This window comes from Sphingobacterium sp. B29 (assembly GCF_001952815.1).
Taxonomy (GTDB): domain Bacteria; phylum Bacteroidota; class Bacteroidia; order Sphingobacteriales; family Sphingobacteriaceae; genus Sphingobacterium; species Sphingobacterium siyangense.
The window spans coordinates 3312184-3327967 of sequence record NZ_CP019158.1 but is presented as its reverse complement, the minus strand read 5'-3'; the positions used below and the strand labels follow the sequence as shown (position 1 = coordinate 3327967).

General features: G+C 38.0%; 14 protein-coding genes and 2 tRNA genes. 8 read left to right on the top strand and 8 right to left on the bottom strand.

Annotated elements, in window-relative coordinates:
• Window positions 1-127: 127 nt before the first annotated feature.
• The 6 genes from BV902_RS13875 (at window position 128) to BV902_RS13850 (ending at window position 5623) form a co-directional block, all read left to right on the top strand.
• Window positions 128-982 carry an AraC family transcriptional regulator gene (locus BV902_RS13875; protein ID WP_075992451.1) on the top strand — a complete coding sequence of 285 codons (855 nt, stop codon included), beginning with the start codon at window positions 128-130 and terminating at the stop codon, window positions 980-982.
• A gap of 291 nt (window positions 983-1273) precedes the next feature.
• Window positions 1274-1864: a TetR/AcrR family transcriptional regulator gene (locus BV902_RS13870; protein ID WP_075992450.1), complete on the top strand. Its 591-nt coding sequence runs from the start codon at window positions 1274-1276 to the stop codon at window positions 1862-1864.
• 63 nt (window positions 1865-1927) lie between these two features.
• The gene (locus BV902_RS13865; RefSeq protein ID WP_075992449.1) at window positions 1928-3019 is read left to right on the top strand and encodes an alkene reductase; all 1092 of its coding nucleotides are present in this window, start codon (window positions 1928-1930) and stop codon (window positions 3017-3019) included.
• Between the two features lie 97 nt (window positions 3020-3116).
• Window positions 3117-3791, top strand: a complete 675-nt coding sequence (locus tag BV902_RS13860) for an SDR family NAD(P)-dependent oxidoreductase (protein ID WP_335682280.1) — start codon at window positions 3117-3119, stop codon at window positions 3789-3791.
• A gap of 66 nt (window positions 3792-3857) precedes the next feature.
• Complete coding sequence (locus tag BV902_RS13855; protein ID WP_075992448.1) at window positions 3858-4622, top strand: SDR family oxidoreductase; 765 nt, start codon at window positions 3858-3860, stop codon at window positions 4620-4622.
• 2 nt (window positions 4623-4624) lie between these two features.
• Window positions 4625-5623, top strand: coding sequence for an NADP-dependent oxidoreductase (locus BV902_RS13850; RefSeq protein WP_075992447.1), 999 nt, complete (start codon window positions 4625-4627; stop codon window positions 5621-5623).
• 802 nt (window positions 5624-6425) lie between these two features.
• Here the strand turns inward: BV902_RS13850 and BV902_RS13845 are convergent.
• From BV902_RS13845 to BV902_RS13830, 4 genes are all read right to left on the bottom strand, one after another.
• The gene (locus BV902_RS13845; protein ID WP_075992446.1) at window positions 6426-7658 is read right to left on the bottom strand and encodes an IS256 family transposase; all 1233 of its coding nucleotides are present in this window, start codon (window positions 7656-7658) and stop codon (window positions 6426-6428) included.
• Between the two features lie 66 nt (window positions 7659-7724).
• Window positions 7725-9098: a site-specific integrase gene (locus BV902_RS13840; protein WP_075992445.1), complete on the bottom strand. Its 1374-nt coding sequence runs from the start codon at window positions 9096-9098 to the stop codon at window positions 7725-7727.
• A 232-nt stretch (window positions 9099-9330) separates the two neighbouring features.
• Window positions 9331-9418: transfer RNA gene (locus BV902_RS13835), tRNA-Ser, on the bottom strand.
• 55 nt (window positions 9419-9473) lie between these two features.
• Window positions 9474-9992, bottom strand: coding sequence for a YceI family protein (locus BV902_RS13830; protein ID WP_075992444.1), 519 nt, complete (start codon window positions 9990-9992; stop codon window positions 9474-9476).
• 185 nt (window positions 9993-10177) lie between these two features.
• On the opposite strand from BV902_RS13830, the gene BV902_RS13825 reads away from it, so the two are divergent.
• A tRNA-Arg gene (locus BV902_RS13825) sits at window positions 10178-10251 on the top strand.
• A gap of 369 nt (window positions 10252-10620) precedes the next feature.
• On the opposite strand, the gene BV902_RS13820 is transcribed toward BV902_RS13825, so the two are convergent.
• Entirely contained in the window at window positions 10621-12933 is a 2313-nt protein-coding gene (locus tag BV902_RS13820; RefSeq protein ID WP_075992443.1) for a glycoside hydrolase family 3 protein, read from the bottom strand.
• Window positions 12934-13245: 312 nt separating this feature from the next.
• Here BV902_RS13820 and BV902_RS13815 point away from each other — a divergent pair, with 312 nt between their 5' ends.
• Window positions 13246-13995 carry an NUDIX hydrolase gene (locus BV902_RS13815; protein WP_075992442.1) on the top strand — a complete coding sequence of 250 codons (750 nt, stop codon included), beginning with the start codon at window positions 13246-13248 and terminating at the stop codon, window positions 13993-13995.
• Window positions 13996-14137: 142 nt separating this feature from the next.
• On the opposite strand, the gene BV902_RS13810 is transcribed toward BV902_RS13815, so the two are convergent.
• From BV902_RS13810 to BV902_RS13800, 3 genes are all read right to left on the bottom strand, one after another.
• Window positions 14138-14503, bottom strand: coding sequence for a response regulator (locus BV902_RS13810; protein ID WP_075992441.1), 366 nt, complete (start codon window positions 14501-14503; stop codon window positions 14138-14140).
• A gap of 72 nt (window positions 14504-14575) precedes the next feature.
• Entirely contained in the window at window positions 14576-15406 is an 831-nt protein-coding gene (locus BV902_RS13805; RefSeq protein WP_075992440.1) for a CheR family methyltransferase, read from the bottom strand.
• Window positions 15407-15778 (bottom strand): response regulator, encoded by a 372-nt coding sequence (locus BV902_RS13800; RefSeq protein ID WP_075992439.1) that lies wholly within the window; start codon window positions 15776-15778, stop codon window positions 15407-15409.
• Window positions 15779-15784 lie beyond the last annotated feature (6 nt).

Below are 15784 nucleotides of genomic sequence, written 5' to 3'. Positions count from 1 at the left end.
ATAATAATTATTTATCCAAAATTCCAAATTATAAGTATCATTAATTTTAACATTAAAGGCGTTTATTTGCTCTGTATTGACCATTTATTCATATATTTACATCAATAATCATTCAATACAGTTTCACATGAAAATAATCAAGGAGGAAATCTTATTTGAGAAGGGTAAATCTTTTAAAATTTTTTCACCCCGGCTAAAGAATTATTTTTATTGGCATTACCATCCAGAAATAGAGCTTGTCTTTGTAGAGGCTCTAAACGGAATCAGACATGTAGGCAAAAATATAGCGGGATTTGTGGAGAATGATCTCGTGCTGATCGGTTCAAATATTCCACACCTAAATTTTGATTATGGCATTGAGACTGAATACAATCAGATCGTGGTACAATTTCATGAAAAATTTGTACAGAATATCGTAGTTCCTTTTGATGAATATGAACACATCAGGAACCTATTGGAGAAAGCGAGTATGGGAATGTCCTTTTTTGGAAAAACAAAGGACGTTGTCAGTAAGAGGCTTCAAAATATAAATAAGGAAAATCCATTTTTCTCTCTAATTGAATTGATGGAAATTCTTTATATCCTTGCAAACTCAAAAGAATACCATATTCTAAATTCTCAGGATACCAGTGTCAGATTCATATTGAATGACAAGGTTAGAATGGGAACCATTTACGGGTATATCCATGAAAACTTCGACAAAAAGCCCGATGTAAATGAGATTGCAAAAAAAGTTCATCTTAGTACATCAGCCTTCTGCCGTTATTTTAAAAAGCAGACGGATATGACCTTTACCGATTTTGTAAATCAATATAGAATAAACCAAGCTCAAAGACTACTTCTTCAAGATAAAAATATATCTGAAGTATGCTACAATGTCGGATTTGAAAGCCTCTCCTATTTTACCAAACTATTTAAACGCATTGCCGGACAGGCTCCCGGGGAGTTTAAAAAACAGTATACTAAAAAAATGAACCTATAATGATTTACTATTCAAAACACTCTAACACAAAAGTATATAATATTAGAGCTGTGGAATTCAGTTAAAATGATAGTAGAACCGGTAATTTTACCTCATTCTAATATACCAACAACATGAACAATGAGATAAAAAAGCGTCTTGAATGGATAAAGCTTTACGAGTCGGTCATAACGCAATACTTTTACGGAATTGGCATGCTATGTTTAAAATGTCAAAATATACTTTTTAGTATATTTTATTTGTTTTCTAAATATACTTTTTAGTATATTTGTAGCGTAAATAATAAAACAGATGTTGACAAAAGCAGAAAAAACAAAACAATTTATTCTTGAAACCGCCAGCCCGCTTTACAATGAGAAAGGGATATCGGGTGTGAGCATTGACGATGTTTTGGAAGCGACCAAGTTAACCAAGGGCTGTCTTTATGGGCATTTCAATGGAAAAGAGGATCTTTCGGAACAGGTTGTAGACTATTCCCTAAAAAAAATGACCGAAAGAGTGGCATCCGTTGTATCAAAAGGTAAAACAGCGAAAGAGAAAATCTTTTTATATCTTGATTTTTATAAGAATCCGATTGATACGTATATAGCAGGAGGCTGTCCCATCTTTAACACCGCTGTTGAAGCTGATGATAATTTTCCTTCGATAAAAAAGAAGGTTGCAGCAGTACTTAATGCTGGTCAGATCGCTCTTTCAAATGTACTGAAAGAAGGAAAAATTAACGGTGAATTTTCAGACAACCTAAATGCAGAAGTTTTTGCCTTTAAAATGTTTTCAGCGATTGAAGGTGGAATTGTTATGAGCAGGACGATAGGATCGAGAAAATTGATGCTAGAACTTATTAAGGACCTTAAAAAAGAATTAGAGCAGTATCTGCTGTAATTCTTTTTTGAGACAAAATAGACTAAAAAGTATATTTTAAATATTAAACCAAAGAATTGAAATATGAGCAACAAGTTGTTTGAAAGCTACGAGCTTAATGGTAAACGGTTAAATAACAGAATGGTAATGGCTCCAATGACCAGAGCCCGATCTGCCAACGAGGGTAATGTTGCAACCGAACTGACTGCGATATATTACGCGCAGCGTGCAACAGCCGGACTGATCATTACCGAAGGCACTTTTATCAGTGAGGAGGGTATCGGATTTATCAATGTTCCCGGAATCTATACCGATAACCAGATTGAAGGCTGGAAATTGGTCACTGGTTCTGTTCACGACAAAGGAGGAAAGATCTTTGCTCAGCTCTGGCATACAGGTGCTTATTCACATCCAGATTTGCATGAGGGCAGATTACCTCTTGCTCCATCCGATTATAATCCTGGGCAGAAAGCATTTACTTTAGAAGGCTTTAAACCTACCGTTTCTCCTCAGCCGATGACAATTGAAGATATCAAAAGGACAGTTAACGATTTTAAACAAGGAGCTATCAATGCTTTCCGCGCTGGTTTTGACGGGATAGAGCTTCATGGTGCAAACGGCTATCTTTTGCAGCAATTTTTCAGCAAAAATGCCAATAACAGAACAAATGAATACGGAGGTTCTCCTGAAAATCGCGCAAGAATTCTTTTTGAAATATTAGATGCGATCAGAGAAGTGGCTGACATCAAAAATGTTGGCGTGCGTCTCAATCCATCGTTGAATGGAATAATGGGAATTGCTGTAGATGATGAGACCATTGCAACTTATGACTACATTATTAAGCGGTTGAATGATTATGATCTGGCCTACATTCATTTAATAGAGCCTTTCACCGATGTAACGGGTAATAAAAATGCGATTCAGCACGTGGCAAAGCATTTTCGTGAAATTTATAAAGGAACTATTATCATTAACCGTGCTTTCAATAAAGAAACGGCCACACAGGTCTTGGAGGATGGAGATGCGGATCTAGTGTCTTTTGGCGTTCCATTTATTGCTAACCCGGATTTGGTTGAACGTTTTAAAACAGATTCGGCACTCAATATCCCAGATCAGGAAACTTTTTATACCCCCGGAGAAAAAGGATATACAGATTATCCATTTTTAAATAAATAAGAACACAGTTATATATATAATAATATCAAACAAAATTTGTCAAAATGAAAACAACAGGAAATACTATATTCATTAGTGGCGGAAGCGCAGGAATAGGATTGGCAATTGCAAAAAATTAAATGAAGCAGGAAATAAAATTATTATAAACGGACGTAGTGAGGACCGTCTTCAAAGAGCGTTGACCGAGTTGAAAGATGCCGTTGCGATTCAGGGCGATCTCTCAGTAGGAACAGATAGGATACGAATTGCAGAAGATTTGAAGACAAATCATCATGATGTAAATATCATCATTAATAATGCGGGAGCAGCTTTTGGATATTTACTCAGTGAAACGACCAACGCACACGAAAAAGCAATGATCGAGATGAATACGAACTATTTTGCGATCATTCACTTTACAGAATTAATGATTCCACATTTGTTGGAAAAAGAAGAATCAGCGGTGGTCAATGTTTCGTCTATTGCTGTATATGGAAGTCATAAATTTCTTCCAACCTATGGTGCAACTAAAGCGGCACTACATAGCTATACTACAGCTCTGAGAAAAACTTATGAAGAGCAGCAAAAACTTCAGGTCTATGAGGTCTATCCTCCCTTGGTAAACACCGATTTTTCTGCTGAAATAGGTGGGGCGGCAGGAATTGCACCCAGTGAAGTGGCAGAAGAACTGTTTATTGGACTGGAAAACAATTTGTTTGATATTCCTGTTGGTGATACAAAGGTTTACGCAAATGCAATTGGGGAAGCTATGGCAAAATTAGCTCAGGCATAAATACAAGTTGAATCATTCTTTTGAGAAGTTAAAAGATTGGTTCAGTTCTTATTAAATTTTCTCATTATGAATTTAAAAAATAAGACAATCCTGATAACTGGAGGAGGTTCAGGAATAGGACTGGAAGCTGCAAAACAGTTTTTAGCACTGGGAAACAGGGTAATTATTACAGGAAGAAACCAGTCAAAACTGGAAGCCGTAAAAAAGCAATATCCTGAAATAACGATCATTCAGTCCGATGCCTCGCAGGAGAAAGATGCAATTGCTCTTTATGAAAAGGTAAGCGAACTTGGGGGTATTGACATCCTTTACAATAATGCAGGTGTTGGGGTTGCTCCGTTAAACCTTGGTATTGCCGATACTAGGCATCTGGAAGGTGCTGTTTATGAAATGGAAGTTAATTATTTCGGCATAATCCGCCTGAATAATCTGTTTATGGAAATGCTCAAATCCCGCCCAGAAGCAGCGATTGTCAATACGACTTCGATTCTGAGCATTGTTCCGTCAGTTTTAGAAGCAACGTATTCTGCTTCGAAAACAGCTTTGGCATTTTATACAAAATCATTGCGGTCACATTTGCAGGCAATTAATAGTTCGGTGAAAGTTTTTGAATTGCTTCCACCTTTGGTCGATACCGATATGGTCGCCGATCGTCAAGATAAAAAGATAAGTACGCAACAACTGGTCAAGGGGCTGATTTTAGGTATGAAGAAAGACGTTGAAACGATAAAAGTGGGGGATACAAAGGTTATTTCCATTCTTAATAGGATTGCGCCTAAGATGGCCTATAATATAATCAATGCTAAAAAAGAGTATATAAAATTGAAATAATCATGAAAGCATTTCTAATTAATAAATATACAAAGGGAGGTCTGCAGCTGACAGATGTTTCTTTACCAAAAATTAAAAACAATGAAGTTTTGGTGGAGATTTATGCAACAGGCTTAAATCTGTTAGATTCGAAAATAAAAACAGGGGAATTCAAACTTATTCTTCCCTACAAAATGCCGCTTATTTTAGGTCACGATCTTGCTGGAATTGTAAAGGAAGTGGGAAAGAATGTGAAAAAATACAATGTTGGAGATGAAGTTTATGCCAGGCCGACCGACTTTCATATAGGTACGTTTGCAGAATATATAACGGTGAGGGAAGAAGATTTAGCCTTTAAACCAAAGAATCTTTCGATGGAAGAAGCTGCATCGGTTCCTTTGGTCGCACTCACAGCGTGGCAGGCTCTGGTGGAAATTGGTCAGTTAAAAAAAGGACAAAAAGTATTTATTCAGGCGGGTTCGGGAGGAGTAGGTACCATTGCGATCCAGCTAGCGAAACATCTTGGCGCAACTGTTGCGACAACTGCAAGTGCCAAAAGTTTTGATTTCCTGAAAGAAATAGGAGCTGATATTTTAATTGATTATAAAACACAGGATTTTGAAGCAATACTGAAAGATTATGACCTCGTTTTAAATAGCCAGGATAATAAAACACTTGAAAAATCATTAAATATTTTAAAAGCAGGAGGCAAGATCATTTCAATTTCCGGTCCGCCAACACCTGAGTTTGCTGAAGCTATCCATGCGAATTGGATGGTAAAGATGGTAACAAGATTTCTGAGTTTCGGGATTAAGAAAAAGGCGAAAAAATTGAGCGTTGATTACACGTTCCTTTTTATGAAGGCAGATGGAAATCAGCTCAAAGAAATTACAAAATTGATAGATTCTGGAATTATTATGCCTATCATAGACAAAGTATTTCCTTTTGAAGAAACCAACAAAGCTTTGGAATATGTCGAAAATGGAAGAGCGAAAGGAAAAGTTGTGGTTAAAATAAAATGAAAGTGAAGAGCCTTCCATTTTCAAGCACTTATGTGTACAAAATTAAAGACATCACTTACAACTTACAGCTAAAGAAAGTGAAACGATATCTCTGAATCCTACACCTTAGATAATAAAATAAGCCAAAGAATAAAATGCTTCACAAATACTTCACAACGTCTCGGACCTAAAATTTACTTCATATGTGGGATTCATATAAATCCTTTCAATAACTTTATGTAGTAGAAAGCCGCATAAAATCCATAGTAAAATAACTCAAGAAGATGAGGATCGAATTCTAGATTTAAGGACAAACCGCAATTTAGGGCATCGGAGTATTGCTAGTGAGATGAAACGTTTATATGGGGTCTCAATCTCTACGGCAACTGTTCATAAGATTCTTAAAAAGAATAATAAACAGTATTTAAAGCTTAAGCGATACTACCGTAAAAGACAAACTCGCTACAACCGACCGATACCGGGTGATCGCGTACAAATCCACAGTTGATATCAAGGATCCTGACCTACCAAACCTACTATCGCAATGGCAATTTTATTATAATTGGCTTAGATCCTCTAACGGGCAGTACCCCAATTCAGGTAATTAATGCTTTATCAAATAAAACTCCACTATGGGAGGAAGTCGATGAATATGTAAGACTCAAGCCAGAAGCGAGTAAGGGATCAAATTTACTGGGTTGACTGTCTGCTAAATAAGTGAAACGATATATGTAAATCCCACAAATAGAGCAATATATTAAAAACTACCATTAGTTCCTTGAGCCACGGGAGTGTAACACCAACTGTGTCATAGGATTAAAACTTAAAAACCTCTTTCGAGTTTGAGTCTATCCCCAAATCTAATATAAAGTTGGGATATGGTCAAGCCCCAGTTATGCATTGGCATCGTCCATTTTTTTGCGATATCCTTTATGATCAGATACATCAATTTCATTAGTGCCTGTTCGGAGTTGAAGGCTCCTTTAGACTTAATGATTTTTCGTATCTGACGGTGCATTCCCTCGATCGGATTTGTGGTGTATATAATCTTGCGAACCTGATCCTCGTACTCAAAGAAAGCAGAAAGATTGGTCCAATTATCCATCCAGGATTTGGCAGCAAGTGGATATTTCTTGCCCCATTTTTCTTCAAAAGACAGTAGGTTTTCATAACCTATCTCTTCGTTCACAGCCTTATAGACCGGTTTTAGATCCTCCATTACAAACTTCTTATCTTTTTCGGTTACGTAACGCATACTTGTTCTGATCTGGTGAACAATACACAACTGGATCTTTGTTTTTGGAAAAATAGCTTCTATGGCCTCAGGAAACCCTTTTAGACCATCAATACAAGCAATAAGGATGTCTTCAACGCCACGTTGCTTTAGATCTGTAAGAACTGAAAGCCAGAACTTAGCTCCCTCATTTTCTGAGCTATAAAGACCGATCAGATCTTTTCTACCATCCATACCAACTCCCAGGATATTATAGATAGCCCTCGATTCAACAGTTCCATTCTGGCGAACCTTGATGTGCATACAGTCCAGGAATACAAAGGGGTAAACAGCTTCAAGAGGCCTGCTACGCCACTCATTTACCGCTGGAAGCACACTTTCTGTAATACGCGATATTTCTGTGGCAGAGATCTCCATTGCATACATTTCGCGTACAAACTCGCTTATCGCCCGTGTGCTCATTCCTTTGGCATACATGCTCAATACGTGTCCCTCAAGCTGTTCAGTGATGATTAATTGTCTCTTAGGTACTACTTTAGGCTCGAACGTTCCCGATCTATCCCGGCCTGTCTCCAGCTCAAAAGTTCCGGTATTGAGACCTCGGACTGTTTTTTTGGTTTTGCCATTTCGACGGTTGCTATTGCCCGAAGCTTTCTCTTCGTTCAAGTGGTTTTCCAGTTCTCCATCCATCATTGATTCCAACAGATGCTTCATTAACGGCGCTAAGACGCCATCATTGGGAGACAAACTTTTACCTTCGTAAAGACCTTGCATGGCTTCTGCCTTGAAGCGTTCAAAGTCGAATGGGTCTTTTTCTTTCATGACCATGTCGTTTGAATAATTGAATATAAATAATCTTATTGAATTATTCCATTGACACAGTTCATGTTACAGTCTCTGAGCCACCCTTAAAATAAATTCTAAGATTTTATAATTACTAATAGCTTCATCAATGTTTTCAGCATAAGCTAAATTTTGTAAAATTTGCATTTCTTTTTCAAGATCACCAAAATCATTTTTAATATTCTTATCGATACAATTTTTATTAGTTAATTTTAGCTTTAATTTATTCATTTCTCGTGCAATAGCTTCTTGTTGTGTTATAGCATATTCTTCGGTTTGCTTTATTGAATAATGCCCTAACATTTCTTTAACTACATGAATTGAAACACCATTATTTAAAATAATTGTACTTGCAAAAGTACGACGGGCCTTATGGGTATTTAAAGTTTCATAAATCCCACACAATTCACCAATTTCCTTTAAATATTCATTCATTTTCTGATTAGAACGGCCTGGTAGAACCGCTCCTCTTTTAATACATTCAGGATCATTACTATATTTAGCAATTATCTCAAGAGCTTCTGGTAATAAAGGAATATCAGTTCCAGATTTTGATTTTTGTCTGCTAGACATGATCCACATACTTCCATCATCAGCCTCTTTTATATCGTTCCATTTTAATTGAAAAGCATCAATATAGGATAATCCTGTATAACACTGAAAAACAAACACATCCCTAACTACTGCTAACCTTTTAGATGAAAACACCTTTTCTTCAATCCGCTGTAATTCAGCCTTTGTCAAAGGTTTCTTTATTATCTTTGTTTTCTTACTGGTAAAAAGTTTAAACGGATCTTTAGGAATAATTTCTTTAGCTACTGCGCGAAGAACTATCTTCTTAAAATTACTAATATATTTCAATGAGGTATTGTTCGAACAATTTCTGATAGTTTTTAGGTATAATTCATAATTTTTCACGAATTCATAGTTTAGTGCAGAAAACGAAAGATCTTCACGTCCATATTTATATTTAATAAACTCTGCTACATGAGAACGAGCAGTGACATATCTTTCGCGAGTTCCATCCGAATACTCTCCTGTCTTAACTAAGGAAGCTATTTCTTCATTATGTTCCTGAAATTCTTCTAATACGGAATTGTGACGTTTGTACTTACCATTCACAAAATCGATAAGATCAACAGCAGTAATCAGCTTATCATTATTCAGCAGCTCAGTTCTATGGCCATTAATTTTTGTTCTAAACGAATCTAAAAAGAAATTCAGTTCTTTAGCGTCTTCTTTGCTACCAATAACTTTCTCTTCTTTTTGGTTCCATCTTGTAACATCCCACTGTCTTTTAGTGGAACATTCTTTCGAAATTCCATCTACCGTAATTCGAACATATACTAGGCGGATAGTTCGGCTTTTTTCTCTTGGGCTCTTTAGAAAGAAGGTTAGCCCATAACTTTGTTCTAACATAATTAAACTTTTTAAGGGTTATAAATGTCGAACCAAAGATTTTTTCAGTTGTCAATGTGGCATTTTGTGGCACATTTTTGCAGAAACTCAATGTGCCACGAATGTGCCACAAAAATTATGAGTATTTTTGAAAATTTCAGCAATTCCCATAAACAAAAAAATCCTGCAAATCATTGATTTTGCAGGATTTATTTATTTTTTAGTGCTTTTTAAAAATTTTAAAATTTGCACCTGGCGGAGAGTGAGGGATTCGAACCCCCGAACCTGTGACAGTTAACGGTTTTCAAGACCGCCGCATTCGACCACTCTGCCAACTCTCCGCGACAAAAGTACGAATTTCCACTCTCCTACCAAATTTTATTTTACATATTGTGCTTATTGAGCTTTTATAAACTGAATATCAGCACTAAATTTTACATCGTCGCTCACCATTACCCCTCCTGTTTCCAATGCCGCATTCCAATTAAGGCCAAATTCTGAACGTTTGATTTTGCCCTCTACAATAAAACCAGCTTTGGTATTTCCCCAAGGGTCTTTTTGGATACCTGCAAATTCTAAATCAAAAACGACCGGTCTAGTGACATCACGAATAGTCAAATTTCCCTTAATTTGTTCATTTTCTAAACTCGTTGCCTCAAAAGTAATGGTGGGATATTTTTCCACATCAAAAAAGTCTGGACTTTTTAGATGTCCATCCCGTTGTTCATTACGCGTATTGATGGACGCAGTGTCAATAACAACTTTCGCTAGGGCATTTTTAAAATCTTCGCCATCGGCATCAACATCTATTTTAAAACCGTCAAAGTTTCCTTTAACGTTCGTAATCATCATGTGTTTAACTTTGAATTCTATCTCGCTATGTGCAGCGTCTAGTTCCCATTTTCCTTGTGCCATAATTTTATGTTTTTTCTATTTGTTTAACAACACAAAGGTAACAGCAGTTTTATTCATTTTGTTTGACCTAGATCAATAAAATAATCTTGTTGAAAAGCAATCAGTTATTGAAAAACCACAAAAAAAAGTTGGCGATATTTTGGAAATATAACACAAATGTCTACTTTTGCATTACCGAAAGCGACGCGCCAATAGCTCAGCTGGATAGAGCATCGGTTTTCTAAACCGACGGTCTCAGGTTCGAATCCTGATTGGCGTACTTAAAAGCCCCTTTGTTCAACACAAAGGGGCTTTTCTTTTTATACACTATATGGTTTCAAAAGTTAAGATTCATTAAAATCTCATCGATATGGCAGTCGAGCTTGAAGATGAAAATAAGCTAAGGTTTCTCACTTTTAAATTGACTATATAGAAGAAAAGCAACGAAGGCAAGTATGACAATTAAAATAACATTCATATGGTTATATTTTAGGTTAATAATAACCTAAATAATAAAAATAGATAAGGCCGAGCAAATGCTTCGACCTTATCAAAAGTAATTTCTGATTATCTGGCGCTGATTGACCCCGGGACCATCTAAATGAACTGAAACTATGATGGTGACTTACATGGTATTTATGGATTAAACCTATTTCTTAACAAACTCGCGTACGCGCTCATCTTTAATTGCACCAGACCAGTTCAAACCATAACCAAAATCGTAAGCATGTCCGGCTTGATCAACATATACCTCCATATCAAAGGGCACATCCTCTGCTTGCTTCTCTACTGTAGCCATATTCGCTGGCATTTGAACCGGTAAAAGACCAGATGGTTCATACTTTCCAAACATAACATCCAATACAGCCTGTGTCGATACACCAAAATTCAAGACAATACCAGAGACTTCCTTTTCAAACTCGGCAAATACCATCGGCTTGTTGGCAGTTACAGCAACCAGAATTGGTTTATCTTTCATCATATCCTTCGTATCCAATATCGTCTGAAGATCCATCACATTAGCAGCAGTCACCATTTTATTCTTATAAGATCTATTCTTAATCGACGGATCGATTACTGGATCACCCGCAGCAATGCTCTCCGCTCTTGCGTTTGAGGCTGTATAAGTGCCATATTGCAAGGAAATGGGAACATATCCATTTCCACCATTCTTGCGATCCCTTTCACTATACCCACCTTCGACACTGATCGGGCTCTGTACAAACACGACTGCAAGATCAGCTTCATTGGGGTTATCGGTTACATCAGCATATTTCCGCAAGAGATCGATGTTAACGGGGTATTCCAATCGCGCCTGTGTATAGTTTCCCCACCAATCTTTCATTGCTGCCTTATACATCTTCGGAACATAAACTTTCTTCCGTCCACGAATAGGCAATTGCTGATTACTATTCTTTAGTAAAACAACGGACTTTACCTGTGCGTCGTAGCCCTCCTTCATATAGAGCGGATTTCCGACAGTGACACGACTTTCCTCGACATCCAAATATGGATTTTCAAAGAGTCCTACCCGGAAAATATTTAACAGAAGCCTTCTAGCGGAAGCCTCAAACCGTTGTCTCATAAATTTCTGTCCGTGCTCTTTGACACCCAGTTCATAGGCCGACAAAACAGGAGCCTTATCGTTATTGCCTCCAAATTGATCTACACCTGCCATTAATGCTTTATAATGACGCTCTGCCACCGACAGCTGTTCTACCCCCCAGGGTTTACCTGCAAATCCATCTGGTTTAGGCGCTTCATCTCCCGTAATCAACCAGTCCGAACAGATCACACCATCATAACCGTAGGTGCCGCGCAACAAGTCGGTAAGCAAATATTTGCTATAACCATTTCCCACATTTTCACCATTCTTCTCGTCTTGACCAAAAGAAATCGTATAATAGGGCATAACTGCGGCAGCTTTGCTCGTCTTTCCTGTCAACTGAAAAGCTCCATTGACAAATGGAATAATATGTTGCTTCAGATTATCACCTGGATATACCGCAAACTTTCCAATAGCCCAATGGCTGTCCCGACCACCTTCCTCAGGCCCTCCACTGGGCCAATGTTTCACCATAGCATTAACACTCTTATACCCCCAGCCTAAGGCAATTTCGTCTTTTCCACTCGACGTCTGAAAGCCATCGATATAAGCTCTAGCCATGGCTGTGGTCAACTCGGGGCTCTCTCCGAAAGTCATACCAATGCGGTACCAACGCGGCTCGGTACCCAAATCTATCTGTGGCGATAATGCCGTCGTGATGCCCAATGATCGATATTCTGAAGCCGCCACTTGCCCAAAACGTTTGACGATAGCTGGATCGAATGTCGCCGCCATCGCAAGTCCATCCGGCCACATCGAAATTTGCCCCCCTGCCCCCGCATTGAACTCTGCACTGACAACAGCATTATGACGTGGATCGGAACTATTATTCGCCGGAATACCCCATCCCAACCCTTCCACAAAACCCTGCAACTCATTATTCCAGCGGGCAGCGGTTTCCGGATCTTTTACTGCTGTTAATAGGACATGCCTAAGCCCATCCTTCTCCAGAAATTCGCGCTGCTGATCGGTCAGGGCCCAAGGTGAAACAATACCTTCCTGATAGTTTTTGCCTTGATAGGTGCCTGCCATAAATCCAAAGGCGGGTGCTGGTAAAGCTTGGTGTCTGCTGTATAACATAAGTCCAGCAATCTGATCAACAGATAATTTTGAGGCGAGATCTTTGGCGCGCTCTTCTGGTGTCAAACGCCAGTCTTCATAACGATCTAATTTCCCATTTCGATTAAGATCCTTAAATTTATTTCCAGCAATGCTTAGGATCTTCACTCCCGAAGTTGTCGAATAACCCAATACAGGACCATATTTATTCTCAATCTTTTGATAAACCTGGCCTTGTGCCGAAAACGTTAAAAATAGACTGGAAGATGAAGCTAATAGTAGTTTCCTTGCGTTCATATAATCTGTTATTTTAATAAATGAGTTCGTAGTCAAAACGTTCGCCTTATCGGCAATAAAAACATTTGGCTTGATACGTTATAATCAGTTACTTGTATTGCTTCTTTATGAAGCAATACAATTGTACAACCTTTTTGTTCAAATACAAAATAAAATCAACGAAATAACACAAAAAGCTAACTATCAATCTATTGATTTAACAAAAAAGCCCCTAATGTAATTTTTGACACAAGGAATTGTTCGACTTTTATCGGCCAACTTGCCTCCCATTGAGATATTTTTTTGTAATATTAACCCAAAGACAGAAAGTACATGGATTTCAGAACACAGATTATTAACGCATCGGCAGAGAGTTATGAAAAATTTCTACCTCACATTTCTGTAGACACCGTCGTCTTTGGCTTCGATCAAGGTTCTTTGAGAATCCTTTTACTAAAAATGAACTACAATAAAGAGTGGTTTCTTCCTGGAGGTTATGTGGGGAAAGAGGAGGATACTGACGAAGCGGTCAAACGTGTACTTTATGAACGCTCGGGTGTAAAGGATATCTTCTTGGAAGAATTTGCTGTATTTGGAAACCCACAGCGCAGCCAGCAATCCTTTGCGGATTACCCCGACACACTGTGGAACAAACAGCGTTTTATTTCAATTGGTTACTACGCGCTGGTAAATTACAAACATGTTGTTCCTCAACCTGATTCCTTAAGTGAGACCTGCCAGTGGATCGACTTTAAGGACATCACTGAACTTAATATCACCATGGACCACCGCAAAATCATCAGCAAGGCTCTTCGGACTCTTCGCGAACGGCTTTCTTACAAACCAATAGGATACAATTTACTACCAGACAAGTTTACACTGTCCGACTTGCAAGGGCTCTATGAAACAGTACTTGGTAAAAAACTTAACCGAGGCAATTTTTATCGTAAAATGAAAAATATGGGTATCCTTCAAAAACTTGACGAACAACGGAAAGGTGGAGCCCATAAAGCTCCCGACCTCTATAAGTTCAATGTGGCAACCTATAATAATATCTTACAGGAAGGCTTAAATACCTGGTAGTACAATCACCAATACTTTGACACCAAATTTATAATAGACTACAGCCTAGTCAACGCTGACATAGGCCAACATTCTACCATCGGCTAAACTAACCCGCAAGAAACTGAATGCGCAGTACAGAAGTCCAACCTTTACAATTGATCTATACAATATATTTATTGACAATATTTTCCAAATCTTCCAAATCAAAAGGTTTAGATAAAAAATCATCCGCTCCGGCACGATCTGCTAGGGATTGAATATCGTTGTTTGCCGATACGTATATTACGGGAATATGGCTAAAACGCTTATCTGATTTAAGCAATCTAGTCGCTTCAACACCACCTATGTTTGGAATCCAGTTATCCATTAAGATAAGGTCAGGCTCTGCAGATTCCACCTTTTGGATAATATCATGTGAAGTTTCGGAAACTTCAACATGGAACCCTAAATCTGTCAAAACAACCGTTATAACCTCCAAAATAATGGTATCGTCCTCAAATATCAATACCGTTTTTGCTTTACTCATATAAAATAGTTTATGTATACCCTCATTGTTTTACATCAGACACAAAATGATTCACGTCTGCCTGCCCCCCCCCTATAAGGTATAAAGTTTTTTCCAAATTTTTTGATCCCCTACAGGTGTAAAGTTATGTTGAATACCTGAAAATCGTATGGTTTCTTTACTACCTAATGCCAAATATCCTAAATTTTCTAGACTCGCATCAAATAATTTAAAGACACGCTCTTGCAAGTCCTTATTAAAATAGATCAAAACATTGCGACAAAGGATTAATTGAAAGCTATTAAATGAGGTATCAGATACCAGATTATGGGTAGATAAAATCATTTTTTGCTTTAGATCGGCATTGAATTTCGCCCATTCATAATTTGCTGTATAATATTTCGAAAAATCCTGTTTTCCTCCAGATTCTATGTAATTCTCAGAGAAAGATTTTATCTGGCTCAATGGATATACACCATTCCGGGCAATATCAAGTACCCGTGGATTAATATCCGTTGCATATATCAATGACTTGTGATACAAATTGGCCTCTTTTAGCAAAATGGACATCGAGTAAGCTTCCTCTCCTGTGGAGCAACCAGCAATCCACACACGGATCAACGGGTATGTACCCAATTGTGGTAGAATTTCCTCCCGTAGCTGACGAAAGAATAAAGGATCCCGAAACATTTCGGTTAAGTTAACGGTAATCTCTTCTACAAAGTGCTGCAAAAATGCAGGATTGTCCTTTAATACAAAGCGAAGTTCAGCAAAGCTTGCCAAACGGTCATTCGTCATAAGCCGATTAATCCGCCTCTTCATCGAGGCACGGCTATACTGCAAAAAATCATACCCGTAGTCTCGATAGATATCTTCAAGCAAAATATCTATTTCATGGTCTTTTATGATACTATAGCCCAACATTTAAATTAACCGTTCAATTTCACCCATCAATTTATCGACATCAATCGGCTTCGAGACATAAGACTGGGCTCCAGCTTCCAAGCATTTCTCCCGGTCTCCACTCATCGCTTGCGCTGTTACGGCAATAACCGGAATTTTGCCCATAAAACGCGAATTGCGAATTAGCTGAATCGCCTCATAGCCATCGATTTCAGGCATCATCATATCCATCAATATCAACGCCACACCTTTATTCGCCTCCAAGATCTCAATAGCCTCGCTCGCACTTGTGCTGCTCAACACCTGATATCCCTTAGCTTTCAACGTCAAACGCAATGCAAAAATATTGCGTTGATCGTCGTCCACAATTAATATTACCTTATGCTGATCCATATATCA

Coding starts and splice junctions, on each gene's coding strand:
- BV902_RS13805 (WP_075992440.1), bottom strand. CDS start 15,406: ATGTTGGGCTATAGTATCATAAAAGACCATGAAATAGATATTTTGCTT.
- BV902_RS13800 (WP_075992439.1), bottom strand. CDS start 15,778: ATGGATCAGCATAAGGTAATATTAATTGTGGACGACGATCAACGCAAT.
- BV902_RS13815 (WP_075992442.1), top strand. CDS start 13,246: ATGGATTTCAGAACACAGATTATTAACGCATCGGCAGAGAGTTATGAA.
- BV902_RS13870 (WP_075992450.1), top strand. CDS start 1,274: ATGTTGACAAAAGCAGAAAAAACAAAACAATTTATTCTTGAAACCGCC.
- BV902_RS13875 (WP_075992451.1), top strand. CDS start 128: ATGAAAATAATCAAGGAGGAAATCTTATTTGAGAAGGGTAAATCTTTT.
- BV902_RS13830 (WP_075992444.1), bottom strand. CDS start 9,992: ATGGCACAAGGAAAATGGGAACTAGACGCTGCACATAGCGAGATAGAA.
- BV902_RS13810 (WP_075992441.1), bottom strand. CDS start 14,503: ATGAGTAAAGCAAAAACGGTATTGATATTTGAGGACGATACCATTATT.
- BV902_RS13845 (WP_075992446.1), bottom strand. CDS start 7,658: ATGAAAGAAAAAGACCCATTCGACTTTGAACGCTTCAAGGCAGAAGCC.
- BV902_RS13865 (WP_075992449.1), top strand. CDS start 1,928: ATGAGCAACAAGTTGTTTGAAAGCTACGAGCTTAATGGTAAACGGTTA.
- BV902_RS13850 (WP_075992447.1), top strand. CDS start 4,625: ATGAAAGCATTTCTAATTAATAAATATACAAAGGGAGGTCTGCAGCTG.
- BV902_RS13840 (WP_075992445.1), bottom strand. CDS start 9,098: ATGTTAGAACAAAGTTATGGGCTAACCTTCTTTCTAAAGAGCCCAAGA.
- BV902_RS13855 (WP_075992448.1), top strand. CDS start 3,858: ATGAATTTAAAAAATAAGACAATCCTGATAACTGGAGGAGGTTCAGGA.
- BV902_RS13820 (WP_075992443.1), bottom strand. CDS start 12,933: ATGAACGCAAGGAAACTACTATTAGCTTCATCTTCCAGTCTATTTTTA.